The sequence below is a fragment of the Flavobacterium notoginsengisoli genome (genome assembly GCF_042686225.1).
GTDB classification, from domain to species: domain Bacteria; phylum Bacteroidota; class Bacteroidia; order Flavobacteriales; family Flavobacteriaceae; genus Flavobacterium; species Flavobacterium notoginsengisoli.
Map to the genome: position 1 here is coordinate 319,483 of NZ_JBHUOT010000002.1, position 19,224 is coordinate 338,706.

Below are 19,224 nucleotides of genomic sequence, written 5' to 3' on the forward strand. Positions count from 1 at the left end.
AAAAGGCATTGCTCAATAAGCAATGCCTTAAAGGTTTTTATTATTTAGTTTCTGCAACTTTGCCACAGGTAAGCATTGATGAGCCATAATAAGGATTTTTAATATCTTTCTCTTTGCTCAACCAATATGCTTTTTTCATAGGACAATACTGATAATAAACAGGTTGAATTACTTTATCAGACGACTTTACCAGTTTCCACATTATAGTAGAAACATCGTTAAAAGCTGCTCTTTGCTTTTCAATATTGTTTCCAGCCTTGTTTAATTTTTCTGTCGCTTTTAACAGATCAGTTTTCTGTGAAAAATTATCTTCACCTTTTACTGCATCGTTGAAAACCGAAATTGCGGTGCTCGCTGCTTTGCTATCACTACTTACTAAAGCGTTTTTTACACTGATGTAACTGTTTAACAGATTGTTTGTGTTTTGTGCAAAGGCAGAAAATCCAAACAACATTACGGTTATTGCTATTATTAACTTTTTCATTTTTTATCTCTTTTTTATGATTAATGAATTGCTTATTATATTATTGTGAAATAGGTTCGGCTTTAAACCCTTTTTTCTTAATAATTGTAACGATTTCGTCTTCGCTGATTCCTTCCGATTTAACCGTAAGGACTTTATCACTATTTGTAGTATCTACATTCCATTCGCTGATACCATTAGCGCTATCTAAATCACCCTGTACTTTAGCAACACAGTTACCACAGTTAAGGTTTGTCTTGAATTGAAGGTTTTTGCTTTCCATTGTTTTGAACTTTTTAATTGTATTTCTTGAGTACAAAGTTCATAAGATAACAGGTAATATTGGTTGTGATATTCCTTGTTTGATTTATGACATTTACTGATTATTTACCATAAAATAGTTCCACTTGTAATATTTCGGGTTTGTTTTGTGACTTTTACTGATTATAGTGTTTGTTATAAATAAGTGAAATACATTTACAGAGGAATAACTAATTATAAAATGTCTATCAAAACCTTTCTATCGGTTTTGCATCGTGCTATGTTATAGCTGGTATACAAGTTCTAAATGCAACTACACTTCATCAAGTGTACACAAATCATGTATCAAAATCATATTATAAAAATAAAAAACAATGACAAATAAATTAAAAAGCGTTGAATACGGTTTAGAAAAAATATTTGAAGGAGCACAAGACTTTCTTCCACTATTAGGAACTGATTATGTAGAATTTTATGTAGGGAATGCCCTTCAGGCAGCGCATTATTACAAAACGGCTTATGGATTCCAATCTGAAGCTTATGCAGGGTTAGAGACCGGAGTAAAAGACAAAGTATCTTATGTGGTAAAACAAGACAAGATCCGTATTATACTGACCACTGCACTTAACTCTTCTTCTCCAATCGGGGAACATGTGAAAAAACATGGAGACGGAATAAAAGTAGTTGCTTTGTGGGTGGAGGATGCCAAAAGTGCATTTGAAGAAACTACCAAACGTGGAGCAAAGCCATTTATGGAACCTACCGTTACTACAGATGAACACGGAGAAGCAATCCAAGCTGGTGTTTTTGTATATGGTGAAACAGTTTTTATGTTTACAGAACGTAAAAATTATAAAGGAATCTTTTTACCTGGATTTACGAAATGGGAATCAGACTATAATCCGGAACCTGTTGGTCTGAAATTTATTGATCATATGGTTGGAAATGTAGGATGGAACGAAATGGATACATGGGTAAAATGGTTTGAAGATGTAATGGGATTTGTTAATTTCTTATCTTTTGACGATAAACAGGTTTCTACTGAATATTCTGCCCTAATGTCAAAAGTTATGGCAAATGGTAATGGAAGAATTAAGTTCCCGATTAACGAGCCTGCTGAAGGTAAAAAGCGTTCTCAAATAGAAGAGTACTTGGATTTTTATGAAGACGCCGGTGTACAGCATTTAGCTTTGGCTACCGATGATATTATTAAAACGGTAGAAGAAATGAAAAAAAGAGGTGTAGAGTTCCTATCCGTTCCGCCACAGGCATATTATGATGCTATACCGGATCGCATCAAAGCTCATGCCGACAATTTCAAGGAAGATTTAAATGAATTGCAAAAACTGGGAATTCTGATTGATGCTGACGAAGAAGGTTATTTGTTACAGATATTTACCAAACCGATTCAGGATAGACCTACATTCTTTTTCGAAATTATTCAAAGAATGGGAGCTAGAGGTTTTGGTGCAGGAAACTTCAAGGCTCTTTTTGAATCAATTGAAAGAGAACAGGAACGCAGAGGTACCTTGTAATGTATAATGTGTAATTTTAGTTTAATATATACAAAGCCCTAAATCTTTTAAGGGCTTTGTTATTAATGACAAACCTTCGGACTAATACTCATAAATTGATAAAAAATGGATGCCGGATTAAATAAAAGACAATCGATAGGATATCTGGATTTTGATGATAAATCTGGAAATAGGATAAATAGCAATACGCTGCTGGAAGATTACTATAAAATCATTTATATGGAGAAAAACGGTAGCATTATTGTGGATTTCGTAGAGTACAGCTTTACAGAAAACGTCTTGCTTTTCTTCAGTATTGGTAAGCATTTTCAAATATCCAAGGAATCTAGAGGAAGTATTATTTATTTCAATCCTGATTTTTATTGCATAGCTTTCCATGATAAAGAGCTTGCTTGTGGCGGGCTCCTTTTTGATAATGTATTCGAGATGCCTTATCTAAATTTGTCGACGAATCTGGACATACTTTTCTTAAAACTAATCTCGTCTATAAAAAGAGAAATTAATCAAAAAGATTTTTGGGCTGAAGAAATGATAAAAACATACATCAAACAAATAATCATTTCAGCAACCAGAACTTTGATAAAATCAAATAATGATAGTCAAATCATTTCATATGATAAGGAGTTAGCTAGAAAATTCAGTCAATTGGTCGAGCTTCATTATCGAAAGCACCATAATGTCTCTGACTATGCAAATATGCTGAATATCACACCTAAAAACCTCAATAAAAAAATTGTATCTGAAAAACAGGTAGCACCAAGCATCATTATTAAGCAAAGAATTATTCTTCAGGCTAAAAGGTTACTTGCCAATACAACCTTAAGCATTAAAGAAATTGCTGATTATCTCGGGTATGAAGACTACTCCTATTTTGTGCGATTTTTCAAATCTCAAACGGGTCTACCCCCCCTTTCTTTCCGAAACGCTCTTTAAAGTGTTCGTTAAAGGAAAAAAGTCCTATTAAGAATGAAGTATATGCATTGATGACACGTTTTTTAGATAGTAATTTTGTCAAGTAATTTAAAACAAATTTAAAAATGAAAGCAAAAGTAACAGCTAAGTGGCAAGGTAATTTTAAAAATGGAAGCGGTAATTTCGATGCAGCACATTCAGCCATTGGAAGCAGTGTTTTTAAACACAATAAATCTGAAGGAGAAAATACCGCTACAAATCCAGAAGAATTGATGGCCGCAGCACACGCTGCATGTTATACAATGACGTTAAACTATATACTTACAAGCAAAGGGATTGAGGCAGAATCTTTAGAAACATCTTGTACAATAACAGCAACCAGCTTCGATATTACGAACTCTGATTTAGTGCTAAATGCAAAAATATCAGGTTTAAATGAAGAAGAATTTTTAAACTATGCAGAACAAGCAAAAGCTATGTGTCCGGTAGGAAAAGCTTATAAATTAGAAGTTTCACTAGTAGCTACTCTAAATTAAGACTAATTTCGTTTATTCTTATTAAAAAAGTCACGTTTTATATTCCGTGACTTTTTTAATAATTGAATTAATAGATAGAGGAAAGGCAGATGAAAATATCTGCCTTCTTAAAAATTACCAAATCTGGATTTTAGATCTGTATCAACAATCCGAGAAGTGAAGACAGTAACAGTACACACTTCCAACAGTTTAGTCTGTTTTTCATAATCAATCAATTTAAAGATAAATTTAAAAGTATTTTGTATTTATTTATAGATGTATTGCCTCACCTAAGGCATCTTCAATAGCATCTTTTATGGCTTCACTCATAGTTGGATGTGGAAAGATAGTATCCAATTGCTCGTGCCATGTTGTTTCCAATTTACGCGCAGTTGTGGTTTGAGCTATCAACTCCGTTACATTATAGCCAATCATATGCGTTCCAATCCATTCTCCATACTTGGCATCAAAAATCACTTTTACAAAACCATCAGTAGCACCTACTGCACTCGCTTTACCACTTGCCATCAATGGAAATTTACCTACTTTAATATCCATTCCCGCCTCACGTGCCTGCTTTTCGGTTAGACCAACCGAAGCAATTTCAGGTCCAGTGTAGGTACATGCTGGCATATTTCCGTAATCTAAAGGCGTTGGTTGATGGTCGTATTTACTTTCTTTAAAAGCTATAGCTTCGGCACAAATTACAGCTTCTTTCATCGCTTTGTGAGCCAACGCAGGACCAGGAATAATATCGCCGATTGCATATATATTATCTATATTGGTTTTACACCCTTCATCTACCAGCACTTTTCCACGTTCTGTTTTAATCCCCAACTCTTCAATACCAATATTTTCAAGATTTGTTACAATGCCTACAGCACTTAACAGTATATCCGCTTCCAATACCTGTTCGCCACTACCATCCGTCTTTTTAATTGTAGCTTTTACTCCTGTAGCTGAAACATCTGCTTTTTCTACAGAAGCATTGGTAATTATTTCAATTCCTTTTTTCTTAAAGGCTTTTTCCAATTCTTTCGAAATATCTTCATCTTCCACAGGAACAATACGAGGCAAGTATTCCACTACAGTCACTTTAGTACCTATACTGTTATAGAAATAGGCAAATTCTACACCTATCGCTCCACTTCCCACAATGATAATGGATTTGGGTTGTTCAGGTAATACCATTGCCTCACGATAGCCAATGATTTTTTTACCATCTATTGGAAGATTTGGCAATTCTCTAGCTCGTGCACCTGTAGCAAGAACGATGTATTTTGCCTGATAAGTTGCTGTTTTTCCATCTGACCCTTTAACAGTTATTTCATTTTTGGAGATAACTTTACCAACACCGCTAATGACATCAATTTTATTCTTTCTCATCAGAAACTGAACGCCTTTACTCATTTTGTCAGCAACACCGCGACTTCGTTTTATAATGGTAGCAAAATCTGCAGAATACCCATCTACCTTTGCTCCATAGTTTTCTGCATGAGCAAGATATTCAAATACTTCTGCAGATTTCATTAAAGCCTTTGCAGGAATACACCCCCAATTTAAGCAAATTCCTCCTAAGCTTTCCCTTTCTACAATGGCTGTTTTAAGCCCCAATTGTGAAGCTCTAATAGCTGCTACATAGCCTCCTGGACCACTTCCTAAAATAATTACATCATATGTCATAGCATTACTTTTTACGGTTAAATCTTTCTTTAAAGCTATTTAAAATAACATTTACGATTATTGTACGATTTTTTGTTTAATTTATGATTTTTACTGAATTCTAATCTTTCTAATTGTCTTTTATTGCTGGAATAACCAGTACTGGGATTTTTACTAAATGGCGTACTTGATTTATCGTTGCACCATACAATAGATCTTTTAATCCTTTATGCCCATGTGCACCCATTACAATAAGCTCTGCCCCGGATTTATTTACAATCTCTCCAATGCTGTCGGCTGTTTTTCCAAAACCAAGCTTTGCTTCTGCATGATAGCCTTGTTGTTGTAGTTGCTTTACATATTCGTCCAAAAATTCGCGATCTTTTACCGTTTCTTCATCTGTACTATCTTGAAGATGGGAGGCAGAGGCAACACTTTCTACAACGTGTATAAGTGTATAAGTACAATCTTTTCCACCTTGTGTAATAGCATAGTTGATAACCTTTTGGTCAAGTTGTTTGAAATCGACAGTAATGGCAATTTTATTAAATGAAGCATAAAATTTTAATTGCAAAGGTTCAGGTTTATCATGCGGTGTTATTTCACAAAACGCTTTTCTGCTAAACAAAGGATATAATGTGGTATATGCCAACAAGATCATAAAACCAATCCCACCCAAAATGATTAATCCTTTCCAGACTATATTACCTGAAGTAGCAAAGAAAGTGATAGCCTCTTCTACCAATAGTTTGGAGTTGAGATATACCAGTACGATGGTTATAATCCAAGCCGCTATTTTTATTACGGGCTTGATGGCAAATTTGCCCATTGTCTTTTTATCACTTACAAAATGGATAAGAGGAATGACCGCAAAACCTAATTGCATACTTAACACTACCTGGCTGAAGATAAGCAGGCTATCGACATTACCTTCACCATTAATGAGAATTACCAAAGCCGCTGGAACTATGGCAAGTAACCTTGTGATAAGTCTTCGCAACAAAGGGTTCATTCGAAAGCGTAGATAACCTTCCATTACTATTTGTCCGGCAAGCGTACCCGTAATGGTACTGCTTTGTCCGGCAGCAATCAAAGCTACAGCAAATAGTTTTGCTGTAAAATCGCTTCCGAGGTGCTGTGGCAATAATTCATAAGCCTGCTTTAGCTCTGCCACGTCGGAACGTCCGGTTTTATAAAAAACTGTAGCGGCAAGAATTAATATAGCTGCATTTACAAGCAATGCCATATTTAGAGCAATGGCACTATCCCAAAAATTGAGCTTAATTGCTTTTTTGATACTGGCATCATCACGATTAAATTTACGTGTCTGCACCAGTGCAGAGTGTAGGTATAAATTATGTGGCATTACCGTTGCACCGATAATACCGATAGCAATGTACAATGCAGTATCATTCTGTATATGTGGTATCAGTCCTGTTGCAATTTCATCTACATTAGGGTCAGCTACCCATATTTGTACAAGAAACGACATTCCTATAACGAATATCAAACCGATGATAAAGGCTTCGAGCTTGCGCATTCCCCATTTTTGCAAAGTCATCAACAGGAATGTATCTAAGGCTGTAATAGCAACACCCCAAATCAAAGGCATTCCCGTGAGCAACTGTAAACCAATTGCCATCCCCAATATTTCTGCAAGGTCTGTCGCAACAATAGCGACTTCAGCAAGTATATATAATACAAAATTTACCTTCTTAGGATAAGTTTCCCGGTTTGCCTGTGCCAAATCTCTATTTCGAACAATCCCTAACCTGGCAGACAAGCTTTGTAGCAACAAGCCCATAATACTACTCATTACTAAAACCCAGAGTAATGAGTAGCCAAATTGGCTACCACCGGCCAAGCCTGTTGCCCAGTTGCCTGGATCCATATATCCGACACTGACAAGATAAGCCGGTCCAAAAAAAGCCAAAACTCTTCGCCAGCGAGATTGACCAGGAACAGTCGTGTCTACAGAATTATGTACTTCGCTTAATGAAGATTGTGATTGTTTTTTAGCCATTTCACAAATATTTTTAGGATAAAAAAACTGCCGCAAGATTTCTTGCGGCAGTCTAGCTTCTTAGTTAGAACTTCATCTTTTGAATTCGAACCGCATTTAGAATAGCTAATAAAGCTACACCTACATCTGCAAATACGGCTTCCCACATAGTGGCTAATCCTCCTGCACCGAGTATAAGCACTATTGCTTTTACTCCGAATGCCAATGCTATATTTTGAAAGACGATTTTTTTAGTCTGTTTTCCGATATTAATAGCCATTGGTATTTTGGATGGCATATCATCCTGAATGACAACATCAGCAGTTTCAATAGCGGCATCACTACCTAATCCTCCCATTGCAATCCCAGCATCACTCAACGCAATAACAGGCGCATCATTTACACCGTCTCCAACAAACGCCACGCTGCCATTACGGGATTTGATTTCCTTTACTCTATTAACCTTGTCTTCAGGTAATAAATCTCCGTAGGCACTGTCAATGCCCAACTGTCCCGAAACAAACTGAACAACGGTATTTTTATCACCACTCAACATTGTGGTTTTTACACCCATTTTACGCAGCTTTTCAATTGCTGCTTTTGCATCTACCTTAATGCTGTCCGAAATGGTTAAATATCCTACAAACTTTCTATCATAAGCAACAGCTATTACCGTGTAAACGATGTTTGCGGTATCTGCATCATGGCTGATGTTGAATTTATCGAGCAATTTGAAATTACCTACTAAAAGCTCTTTACCGTTAACGGTGGCTTTTAATCCGTGTCCTGCTATTTCTTCAACATTTGCTAAATTTACGTCGGCATCTACCTCTCCCCAATAATTGTGGATTGCCGTTGCAACAGGGTGTGTACTTTGACTTTCCAATACGTTGACGAGGTTGAGAATTTCGTCTTTATTGAATTCTGGTTTGATAAAGACTTCCTGTACTTTGAAAACACCTTCGGTGAGGGTTCCCGTTTTATCCATCACTACATTTTCTACTTTGGCAAGAATATCAAGGAAATTAGACCCTTTAAGCAGAATACCATTTCGACTTGCGGCCCCAATACCACCAAAATAACCCAGAGGGATGGAGATTACCAAAGCGCAAGGACAAGAGATAACAAGGAATACCAATGCTCTATACAACCATTCACTGAATACATAATTATCTACGAAAAGTGCGGGAAGTAAGGTAATAGCAATAGACAGATATACGACTATCGGCGTATAAATTTTGGAAAATTTACGGATAAACAACTCCGTTGGTGCTTTTTGTGATGTAGCATCCTGAACCAGTTCCAAAATTCTGCTCAACTTACTATCCGAATAATCGGTTGTTACCTTTATTTGGCTTACGGTGTTGAGGTTAATCATACCTGCCAATACAGTTTCACCTTTACTTTTTGTATCAGGTTTGCTTTCTCCTGTAAGGGCTGCTGTATTGAAAGAGGCGGTTTCTGAAATTAACTCCCCGTCCAATCCTAATTTTTCGCCCGGCTTTAATTGAATAACATCACCTATGTAGGCATCTTCAGCTTTTACAACAATAGGCTTACCTGCTCTGATAACCGTTACCTCATCAGGGCGTTGGTCTAACAGGGCTTTAATATTACCTTTTGCTCTTGATACTGCAATAGTCTGAAAGACTTCGCCTACGGAGTAGAACAGCATTACAGCTACTGCTTCAGGATATTCGCCAAGTGCAAATGCACCGATTGTTGCAATAGCCATTAAGAAAAATTCTGAAAAGAAATCTTTGTATCTGATACTTTCAACAGCTTCTTTGATTACTGGCAACCCAACAGGCAAATAAGCGATAACGTACCAGGCAATTCTAACCCAACCCGTGAACCAGGTTTGGGGAAAGTAATTATCAAAACCAATAGCAACAAGTAATAAAGCTAAAGATATACCCGCAGGCATAAATAACTGAAAGGTGGTTTTACCCTCTATGTCGTGACTGTGGTCGTGGTCATCACCGTGGCTGTGCCCGTGGTGGTCGTGATTGTGTCCGCTATGGTCATGATCGTTGTGGCTCTCGTGATCGTGTCCATCACCATCGCCATGATCGTGTCCACTATGGTCGTGATCGTCGTGATTGGCATCTTTCAACAAATCTGCCGCACCGGCATTTTTATAAATTTTTTCTGTTTTTAAACAGCATAACTGATTACCTTGAGTATCATATTTATGTTTGTGCGGTTTTTTACCCGTAAGATCCAGGCCACCATCATCGGTGCTGCAACATATTTTTGACATAATTATTATTTTTTTAGTAAACTGTATTAGTAGTCGTTTTTAACTAATTCCTATTTGTACAGCAAAATTATAATCTAAATTTGGGAACCTGGTTGCAAATACAAAACTGCTTTTCAGACTCCCCGAAAAACTGATACAAGCCTTAATTTGCTACTAAAAAAACATTAAGGCTTGTAAAATTTTCATCTAAATATGAATAGCTATCTTATCAACATCAAGGCAAGCTTCACGCAAGTTTTCATAATACGTTGGATGCCCGTGCGAAATGCGTGCAATATCTTCTGCTGAAGCTCTGAATGCCATTGCTACAGTCGGTTCACCTATTAAATCAGAGGCTCTTTCACCAATAATGTGAAAACCTAAAATTTCATCCGTTTCCGCATCTGTCAAGACTTTTGCAATACCCTCTGTTTTACCACTTGTGATAGCTCTTCCTGATGCAGAAAAAGGAAATTGTCCTACTTTGTAATTTTTCCCTTCAGTTTTCAGCTCTTCTTCGGTTTTCCCTACACTTGAAACTTCAGGACTGGTATAAACAATTCCAGGAATTAAATTATAATCAATGTGAGGTTTTTGCCCAGCGATGATTTCTGCCACATAAATACCTTCTTCAGACGCTTTGTGAGCAAGCATAGGTCCTACAACAACATCACCGATGGCATAGATTCCTTTTACATTGGTTTCAAGATTGCTATCGGTGGCAACCTGTCCGCGTGGAGTCAATTCAACTCCAACATTTTCCAAACCTAAACCTGTTGTATAAGGTTTTCTACCTATTGCCATTAGACAATAATCCCCTTCAATTGCTACGGTATTACCGTTTTTATCTTCGGCAGTAACGGTTACATTATCACCATTATTGGTTGCTCCGGTAACTTTATGATTTAGCAAAAATTCAAAACCTAAATTCTTTTTTAAAGATTTTTGAAGTTCGACTCCCATTTTTTTGTCCATACTCGGAAGTATTCCTCCTGTATATTCAAGTACGGTTACTTTGCTTCCTAATCTTGCGTAAACCGAACCTAATTCCATTCCGATTACACCACCACCAACTACGATAAGATGTTTCGGAATTTCTTTTAAAACCAACGCTTCGGTAGAACTGATGATTCTTTTTTTATCAATGTCAATTCCCGGAAGCGAAGCGGGCTTAGAGCCCGTCGCTATAATGATATTTTTACCGGTAATTGTTTTTTCTTCGTTTTCGGATTTCAGAAGAATGGTGTTTTTATCCACAAAAGATCCCGTTGCCTGAAATACTTCAACCTTATTCTTCTTCATCAGATAACTTACACCGCCGTTTATTTTAGAAACAACATCTGCTTTTCTGGCAATCATTTTTTCCAAATCAACTTGCAAATTATCAACAGAGATCCCATGAACATTTACGTTATCCTTGATTTCATGGTACCGCTCAGAACTGTCTAACATTGCTTTTGAAGGAATACATCCTACATTTAGACAAGTTCCTCCAAGTACTGCATATTTTTCGATAATAGCTGTTTTTAAGCCTAATTGAGCACAACGGATTGCGGTTACATAGCCACCTGGTCCAGATCCGATAATGATTACATCAAAATTATTTTTCATGATTTTTTTTAAATTATGTTAATGGCTATGACCACCTGTATTACTAAGCTTAGCATTAATAAAAAAAGCACCTTTAGTTACAATCTGAGCATTTTGTGGAATCTCTTTAACCGGAGTAATAGCTGTATATCCCATGTTTGAAGTACCCTTTGCTACTTCAATTTTTTCAAAATTCAATTTCTGTGCTGCTTGGGTAGCATGCTCAGAAGCTTCTTTTTCATTTTTATGCCCATGTGTTGCTTCTCCTTCATCATGACCATGACCATGATCGTCATGACCTCCCTCATTATGTTCTTCCGGTTCCTTATCTGTCTTAATAAATATGTAGTATTTACCATCCGCTTCCACAATTGCCTCATTTGGAACAGCAGAAGTCAACACATCATCAAGACTTACGAGCCCAGTGATATTCATTCCATCTATTAAACCTGATTTGTCTCCAATAATTTCACTATGAACAGCAATTGATTTACTTTCTCCACTAAAAGATGATCCTATAGTAGTTACTTTAGCGGCATAGCTTTTTTGCGGATTATTAGTAATAGTGAAGTTAATTTTCTGTCCTACCTTGATTAATGGAAGATCTTTTTCAAAAACCTGTAAATCTAAATGAATAGAGCTATTATTAATAATTTCAACAATAGGCGAGGAAACGTCCACATAACTTCCAATTTTTGCAAATACATCACTGATGGTACCATCAATTGGACTTGTTACCGTTAGACTTGAACGAAAATTATTATTAGCAATATTGTTGGGGTTAATTCCCATCATCTGAATTTGTTGCTGTAATGAAGCTTTTCTAGCTTTTAGAGTACTTAATTCTGCAGTAGCATTTTGTAAGTTCTTTTTAGCTCCTGCATTTCCTTCGTTCAACTCTCTCTGACGCTCTAACTCTTGTTCTGCAAACGTTATTCTGCTTTGGATGGAAGAGTATTCTTCTTGTAACTGAACAAACTGAGGGTTAGAGATAGTTGCAATCACCTGACCTTTTCTTACATAATCACCAAGTTCAACAGTTAAGGTTTTAATAACTCCACCAAACAAGGAAGTTGCATTAGCTTTGCTCTTATTCGGAACCCGAAGTTTACCGATGGCTTTTAAAGATGCCGTTAGAGACTTTTGCTCAATACTTCCTAATTCAATTCCTGCCGTCTTTATCTGGTCTTCAGTTAACGTTGCTATATTTTCAGCCTCTTCTGAGTGACTTTCTTTTGATGATTCTTGGGAAGTAGAGTGGTCATGTCCATCTCCTTCTTTATGCTCTTTACCTCCACATGATATCAAAAATAAGGATGCTAGAATAATACTTAACACCGATGTTACTTTTATTATATTGACTTTCATTTTGTTTATTTATTTGTTAATGAATAGATAACAATCACAGATTCATTTATTTGCTGTATACTTTTAAGATAGTTTAAATAGGTATCAGTAGCTGTTTGAACGGCATACAGATATTCTACATAAGAAAGGTCTCCTGTGCTATATCCCAAACGTGAAGCATTTATAATTTCTTCTGCATTCGGAATTGCCTGTTCAATAAAATAATTAAACTGACTCACATTTTGCTCATATTGAGTCATGGCATTTTTCATTTCTGTTTTCAAAACATTTTCCTGCCATTGCGCATTCATTTCTGCAGATTCTTTTTGAATTTCCAACGAACGAACCCTTGATCTTGTGGTTGTAAAAATTGGAATAGAAATTCCTACATCGACAAATCCAAATCTTTGACCTCTTCCATAAAACTTTTCTACACCATTTTTGCTATGTTCACCAATCAATGAGATATTGCTGTAACCTAAAGTAAAGTCTGGCAATCCATTCGCTCTTTCTACCTTTTTACTTTTTTCAGCAACAAGTGCTTCTTGATACAGAGATTGAATACTTGGATGATTCCTAACAGCATCATTATCTATTATGTCACTTATAAATACAGGCTTATATTCTAGTGCTTTTTCGATGGTGAAATCCTCCTCAATCTGCATTAGATTTTTTAAATTCAGGTATGCATTTTTTCTTAATACCTCATTTTGTTGAGCAAGAAGGTTGATTTCACCTCGTTTAGTGTTTGCTGTACTTACATCAATTTTACCAATATCACCAGTCTTATATCGCAAGTTAGCTACTCTTATAAAATCAAGATAAATGCTATCAAGGTATTGAAGTTTTTTAGCATTATTTTCAAGATACTCCAACTGATAATAATAGGTACGTACTTGCTTCTTTAATTCATTTTCTGAAAGAGCCTTTGCCCATTCTTTGCTTTTAATTTCTTCTTTAATAAGATCCTTTTTTGCTCCAAATAGTGTGGGAAAAGGAATGTTTTGAGAAATCATAACTCCATCATTATATTCAAATCCTTCGTTATTTCCGTATTGAATATTTAGTTCGGTTTTCGGTAATTCATAAGCTGTTCGTTTCAGACTTTCAGCTGCCCTTACGTCTAAATCTTTAGATTTAATTCCTGAATTATTTTCTAATGCAATTCGGACAGCTTTATCTGCGGAAATATCTTGTGCTTGAATATTTTGTGAGAGACCTAAAAATATGCCCAATAATATTATTGGAGTTATCGATTTAATTTTATTATTATTCATTGCTTTATTTGTTTTCATAAATACCAAATACAGTAGCGGAAGAACAAAGAGTGTTAATGCTGTAGCTGAAATCAGCCCGCCAATTACTACGGTAGCAAGAGGTTTTTGTACTTCAGCTCCCGCACTGGTACTTAAAGCCATAGGAAGAAAACCTAAACTGGCAACAGATGCCGTCATTAGAACAGGACGTAACCTTGTTTTGGTTCCTTCAATTACCCGTGCAACTATGTCATCCCAACCTTCTTTTTCTAACCTATTGAATGTTGCTATAAGTACGATTCCGTTTAGTACCGCCACACCGAACAAAGCAATAAAACCAACTCCGGCTGAAATACTAAATGGCATATCTCTCAACAACAATGCAAATACTCCACCTATGGCACTCATAGGTATTGCAGCATATACAAGTGCCGCTTCTTTAAGTGAACGGAATGTAAAGTAAAGAAGTACAAATATTAGAAGAAGTGAGATCGGCACTGCGATGAGTAAACGATCGCTTGCTTTTTGTAAATTTTCAAATTGACCACCATACGTTACATAGTAGCCGCTCGGAAGTTTCACTTCTTGAGCGAGTTTGTCTTGAATATCTTTCACCACACTTGCAACATCTCTTCCCTGAACGTTAAAGCCAACATATATACGACGTTTTCCGTCTTCACGGCTTATTTGTGCTGGACCTAATTTATAGTTGACATCAGCTACTTGAGAAAGCGGAATTTGTTCTCCACTAGGCGTTGGTATGAATAGATTACTTACATCTTCTATAGAGGTTCTGTGCTCATTGTCCAGACGAACTACCAGATCAAATTTTCGCTCATTTTCATATACTACACCTGCTGCTTTTCCTGCAAAGGCAGTACTCACAATGTCATTAATATCTTGAATTTTTAAACCATAGTTGGCAATTCTCGCCCGATCATAATCAATGTTGATTTGAGGGAGTCCATCCACTCTTTCTACTTGTGGCGCAGTCGCTCCCGGAATTGTCTGTACTATAGTATTAACTTTATTAGCATACACCAATAGAGAATCCAGATTTTCTCCAAAAATTTTCACTGCCACATCCTGACGAATCCCCGTCATTAATTCATTGAATCTCATCTGAATAGGCTGATTAGCTTCAAAGAAAACCCCTGGGATACTTTCTAGTTTTTCCATCATTTCGTTTGAAAGCTCATCATAAGATTTTTTTTCTTTCCATTCTTTTTGTGGCTTAAGAATGACCATTAAATCTGTAGCCTCCGGAGGCATCGGATCAGTAGGTATCTCACCGGCACCTGTTTTTCCTACCACCATTTTAACTTCGTCAAATTCTTTCAGAATTCGAGACGCTTGCATAGATGTCTCCAAACTTTGACTTAAAGAAGTCCCTTGAGGTAGAATACAATGCATTGCAAAATCTCCTTCACCTAGTTTCGGTAAGAATTCACCACCCATTCGGGAAAATAAGAATAAGCTGATTGCAAATAAACCTACCGCTGATCCTATCACTACATATTTTAATCTAATAGCTTTTTCTAAAAGGGGCTGATACACTTTGTTTAAGAAATCCATCATTTTATCTGACAGGTTCTTTTTTGTGATAGGTTTCTTTGACAAGAACAGTGCACTCATCATAGGGATATAGGTGAATGAAAGAATTAAAGCTCCAATAATTGCAAAACTGACTGTTTGAGCCATTGGTGTAAACATTTTTCCTTCGATCCCTACTAATGTTAATATTGGGATGTATACAATAAGAATGATGATTTCTCCGAAAGCCGCACTTGTACGTATTTTTCTTGCAGAATCGAACACTTCTTCATCCATTTCTCCCTGTGTAAGTCTCTTATTTGATTTTCTAAGCCCTAGATGATGCATTGTTGCTTCCACTACAATCAAAGAACCATCCACAATCAAACCAAAGTCTATAGCTCCTAAACTCATCAGATTGGCACTCACTCCAAACAATCTCATCATACCTAATGCAAATAGCATTGACAAAGGAATAGCAGAAGCGACAATTAAACCAGCTCTTAAATTACCTAGAAACAGAATTAAGACAAAAATTACAATTAAAGCTCCCTCTATAAGATTTTTCTCAACCGTATCTATGGCACGTCCAACAAGGTCTGTTCTGTCGAGATAAGGTTCGATAACGATATCGTCTGGTAGAGATTGTTGTATTGTCGGAATTTTCTCCTTAATACGTTCTACCACTTTGGCACTGTTTTCTCCTTTGAGCATCATGACGATTCCTCCCACAGCATCTACCTCTCCGTTGTAGGTGAGCGCACCGTAACGAATGGCATTACCAAAACGTACTTCTGCTACATCTTTTACCAGTATAGGAACTCCTGAAATATTCTTTACAACAATATTCCCTACATCTTCAAGTGTGTTTACCAAACCTACACCTCTAATAAAATATGCATTGGGTTTCTTGTCAATATATGCACCTCCTGTATTTTGGTTATTAGTTTCCAATGCAGAAAATATTTCGGAAATACTCACATCCATAGCTCTTAAACGATCTGGATTGACAGAAACTTCATATTGCTTCAGCAGCCCTCCAAAGCTATTGATTTCAGCAATTCCTGGTGTTCCATATAGTTGACGAGCAACAATCCAATCTTGCATTGTTCTCAGATCCATAGCGGTATATTTGTCTTCGCTACCTTTTTTAGGATGTAGTATATACTGATACACTTCACCTAAGCCAGTGCTAACAGGGGATAGTTCCGGTGTGCCTACACCCTCAGGAATTTGCTCCTCAGCTTCTTTCAATTTCTCATTAACTAGTTGTCTAGCAAAGTAGATGTCTACTTCATCCTTAAAAACAACGGTAACGACTGAAAGTCCAAAACGGGAAATACTTCGTATCTCTTCCACATCAGGAAGATTGACAATACTTTGCTCTACTGGAAATGTAACTAATTGTTCAACTTCCTGCCCCGCTAGAGTAGGACATAGAGTTATAACTTGTACCTGATTATTTGTAATATCAGGCTGGGCATCTATAGGAAGTTTTGTAGCACTCCATACGCCCCATATTATCAGCAGCAAAGTCATTACTCCAATAATGAGCTTATTCTTGATACTGAATTTAATTATGTTATCTAACATTTTTGATTAGTATTAATATTTAAAGTATATACGATTTCTATCATTTAAAATGATAGTACAATAATTTTTACTGACGCACACGAAGAAATATTCTTCACAAGCGCAAGAGAAAAGACTAGTAATTACTTTTTAAACATTAATCTTTGGCGGTTGCCATATGCTCCCGGAGTATTGGGAATAGAGATTTACATTTCTAAGAGAAACCTTTTGTTTAGCGTTCAATTTAAGTTTTGGGGATACTACTTCGGTTATGTTGAAATCCGAAATAGCTACAGTAATGGTTCCACAACATTGGCAAGAACAAAAAGGACTACAAAAATCTTTGTGTTCCGTTTTATGATTATCTTCATGTGATAGTCCAATTTCTACTAACTGGTTGTTATTTGCTGTACATTCATACAAAGCGTCTGTGCAGGGAAGTTATTGACATCCCTAACATATAAACACTGAATATAAATACAAATATTTTCACCTCTCTAATTTTAAACTTTAATTGATTGATAATCCATCCAATAAGTCGGTACAAACTTACAAAAAATATAATAGCACTCAACTTAACAAATAAGTTATTTTTCTCATGAATGAAATCTATAAAAGATTATGTAATTAGCAATTTATTTAAAATAAATTTAGTCATTTAACACCTCTTTCATTATAAAGCAGCCTGTATATCTATCATCTATCATTACAAGAATCACCTTTTCATTGATATGATTCAAGCTTTCATCATAATAAAAATCGTAACATTTCATCAATTCAAGATTTCCAATAATTACTTCATGATTATCAATAAAACCTTTAATTCCTCCTTGTATTTCTTCAACTTTTTCAATTCTATAGTCTGATAATTGTACAGATGGCAACACTTTAAAAATAGCTCTTGCTATAGGGTGTGATGACATAGATTGAAGTATTGATGTATAGGTATACATTGTTTCTTTTTCAGAAACTACACATTCAATTTTTTTTACCTCAAAATCTGGGTTATCTACGTAACCTGATTTTATTTTCGAGTTATTATTATATCTATTTTCCATATCTATATTATGAATTTTTACACAACAAAATTAGCTGTAGTATTTGGGAACCTGGTTGCAAATGCAAAACAGCCATATTTACATATGGCTGTTTTTTAAAATGCGGTTTTATTTGGAGTTATTTGTTTCTTAAAAAATCTCGAACACTCATTACACATTCCCTTCATTACAAAATTTATACTTTCCAATAAAAAACTATCTGGCAGCTGAATCGGTGGAATAGCAATACTTTCAAGACAAAAAGTATTCTTACAGCGGTTACAGTTGAAATGTACATGTAGGTCACCTACATTGCACATACATGAATCACTACAAATTGAATATTTCATTGAGCCGGAACCATCATCGATCGTATGAATGAGTAAGTTGTCATGAAAAAGGGTCAAGGTCCTAAAAATAGTAGATTTATTTACCGTCTCTAGTTCCGTTTCCAAATCGGTCAGGCTAAATGCTTTTTTAAATTCAGACATTGTCTGAAAAATTAATAATCTAACTGATGTTGGTTTTATACTTCTTTTTTCTAACCTTTCTTCTAAACTTTTCATCTTGCTTTTATGGATTAAATGAGCTAATAAATCCAATGTAAAAGTATAGAAGTCGATTTTATTCCATCTTGTAATATTCTTTGATAGATTTACGAGATTTACTGGTTACTGTCTTATAAATAGTGAATGTAGCCTATTTCGGGCAAATATTTACAGTCTTCGCAATTATCGTATTCTAATGTTGATTGTTCAGGTTGCTCAAAATTGGCTTGTAAAAAAGCATTTGAAAACAAAGCATAAGGGGGATATTCTGCAATATGATTTTTAAGCATTTTGTGTGCTTCTACTACAGGTGCACCATAAAGTTTCTCAAATTTTCCGATTTTGTACTGGGTAAATTCACCGTAATGGACTATTGTCTTTAAAGAAAGAGGTATTTCTATTGCTAACTGTTGAGATAAGCGCTGTAATTCCTTTTGAAAATTACCGTAGATAAGCTCTATCTGCATTAAACTCTCTTCAAACGTCGGTAAGTTTTGGTACTTATAGAAAAGTATTGCATCGCCTTCAATTTCAGAAATTTCAAAACACAGAATATTACTATCCATTATTACTTTCAGGAGATTTTCTGTTATATATTTTCCAACAAACATATTCGACTTGACAACAAAATCTGTAAAGCCTGAAATATCCGGTATCATCAATACACCTTTTGGGTTATCAGTATGCTGTTCTTGTATCATTTTATCATAATTTCAATTTTAAAAATGTAGAGGCATATTGAGCCTCTA

The 19,224-nt window shown here is 35.8% G+C and carries 14 protein-coding genes; 3 read left to right on the forward strand and 11 right to left on the reverse strand.

All coding sequences use genetic code 11. The features are described from left to right. Positions 1-40: 40 nt before the first annotated feature. Positions 41-484, reverse strand: coding sequence for a DUF3347 domain-containing protein (locus tag ACFS3A_RS06725; protein ID WP_065720927.1), 444 nt, complete (start codon positions 482-484; stop codon positions 41-43). Positions 485-524: 40 nt separating this feature from the next. After that, on the reverse strand, positions 525-746 hold the full coding sequence (locus ACFS3A_RS06730) for a heavy-metal-associated domain-containing protein (RefSeq protein ID WP_065720928.1): 222 nt from the start codon (positions 744-746) through the stop codon (positions 525-527). 352 nt (positions 747-1,098) lie between these two features. Between ACFS3A_RS06730 and hppD the strand changes: the two genes are divergently transcribed. The 3 genes from hppD (at position 1,099) to ACFS3A_RS06745 (ending at position 3,707) form a co-directional block, all read left to right on the forward strand. Further along, a complete protein-coding gene (hppD, locus tag ACFS3A_RS06735) occupies positions 1,099-2,259 on the forward strand; it encodes a 4-hydroxyphenylpyruvate dioxygenase (RefSeq protein WP_065720929.1) in 1,161 nt (386 codons plus the stop codon). Positions 2,260-2,364: 105 nt separating this feature from the next. After that, a complete protein-coding gene (locus ACFS3A_RS06740; RefSeq protein ID WP_379824662.1) occupies positions 2,365-3,192 on the forward strand; it encodes a helix-turn-helix domain-containing protein in 828 nt (275 codons plus the stop codon). A gap of 104 nt (positions 3,193-3,296) precedes the next feature. After that, positions 3,297-3,707, forward strand: coding sequence for an OsmC family peroxiredoxin (locus ACFS3A_RS06745; RefSeq protein ID WP_038330952.1), 411 nt, complete (start codon positions 3,297-3,299; stop codon positions 3,705-3,707). 249 nt (positions 3,708-3,956) lie between these two features. On the opposite strand, the gene lpdA (ACFS3A_RS06750) is transcribed toward ACFS3A_RS06745, so the two are convergent. The 9 genes from lpdA (ACFS3A_RS06750) to ACFS3A_RS06790 form a co-directional block, all read right to left on the reverse strand. Further along, positions 3,957-5,369: a dihydrolipoyl dehydrogenase gene (lpdA, locus tag ACFS3A_RS06750; protein WP_219242891.1), complete on the reverse strand. Its 1,413-nt coding sequence runs from the start codon at positions 5,367-5,369 to the stop codon at positions 3,957-3,959. 109 nt (positions 5,370-5,478) lie between these two features. Beyond that, the gene (locus ACFS3A_RS06755) at positions 5,479-7,371 is read right to left on the reverse strand and encodes an Nramp family divalent metal transporter (RefSeq protein WP_065720931.1); all 1,893 of its coding nucleotides are present in this window, start codon (positions 7,369-7,371) and stop codon (positions 5,479-5,481) included. Positions 7,372-7,435: 64 nt separating this feature from the next. After that, positions 7,436-9,613, reverse strand: a complete 2,178-nt coding sequence (locus ACFS3A_RS06760) for a heavy metal translocating P-type ATPase (RefSeq protein ID WP_260031570.1) — start codon at positions 9,611-9,613, stop codon at positions 7,436-7,438. Between the two features lie 186 nt (positions 9,614-9,799). Then, the gene (gene lpdA, locus ACFS3A_RS06765) at positions 9,800-11,203 is read right to left on the reverse strand and encodes a dihydrolipoyl dehydrogenase (RefSeq protein ID WP_065720933.1); all 1,404 of its coding nucleotides are present in this window, start codon (positions 11,201-11,203) and stop codon (positions 9,800-9,802) included. An 18-nt stretch (positions 11,204-11,221) separates the two neighbouring features. Further along, on the reverse strand, positions 11,222-12,550 hold the full coding sequence (locus ACFS3A_RS06770; RefSeq protein ID WP_083206661.1) for an efflux RND transporter periplasmic adaptor subunit: 1,329 nt from the start codon (positions 12,548-12,550) through the stop codon (positions 11,222-11,224). Between the two features lie 5 nt (positions 12,551-12,555). Then, positions 12,556-16,911: a CusA/CzcA family heavy metal efflux RND transporter gene (locus tag ACFS3A_RS06775; RefSeq protein WP_084106824.1), complete on the reverse strand. Its 4,356-nt coding sequence runs from the start codon at positions 16,909-16,911 to the stop codon at positions 12,556-12,558. A 629-nt stretch (positions 16,912-17,540) separates the two neighbouring features. Next, entirely contained in the window at positions 17,541-17,948 is a 408-nt protein-coding gene (locus ACFS3A_RS06780) for a hypothetical protein (protein WP_038330938.1), read from the reverse strand. Positions 17,949-18,043: 95 nt separating this feature from the next. Continuing rightward, on the reverse strand, positions 18,044-18,493 hold the full coding sequence (locus ACFS3A_RS06785) for a Fur family transcriptional regulator (protein WP_052217463.1): 450 nt from the start codon (positions 18,491-18,493) through the stop codon (positions 18,044-18,046). A 113-nt stretch (positions 18,494-18,606) separates the two neighbouring features. Further along, on the reverse strand, positions 18,607-19,176 hold the full coding sequence (locus ACFS3A_RS06790; RefSeq protein ID WP_143884072.1) for a DUF2652 domain-containing protein: 570 nt from the start codon (positions 19,174-19,176) through the stop codon (positions 18,607-18,609). Positions 19,177-19,224 lie beyond the last annotated feature (48 nt).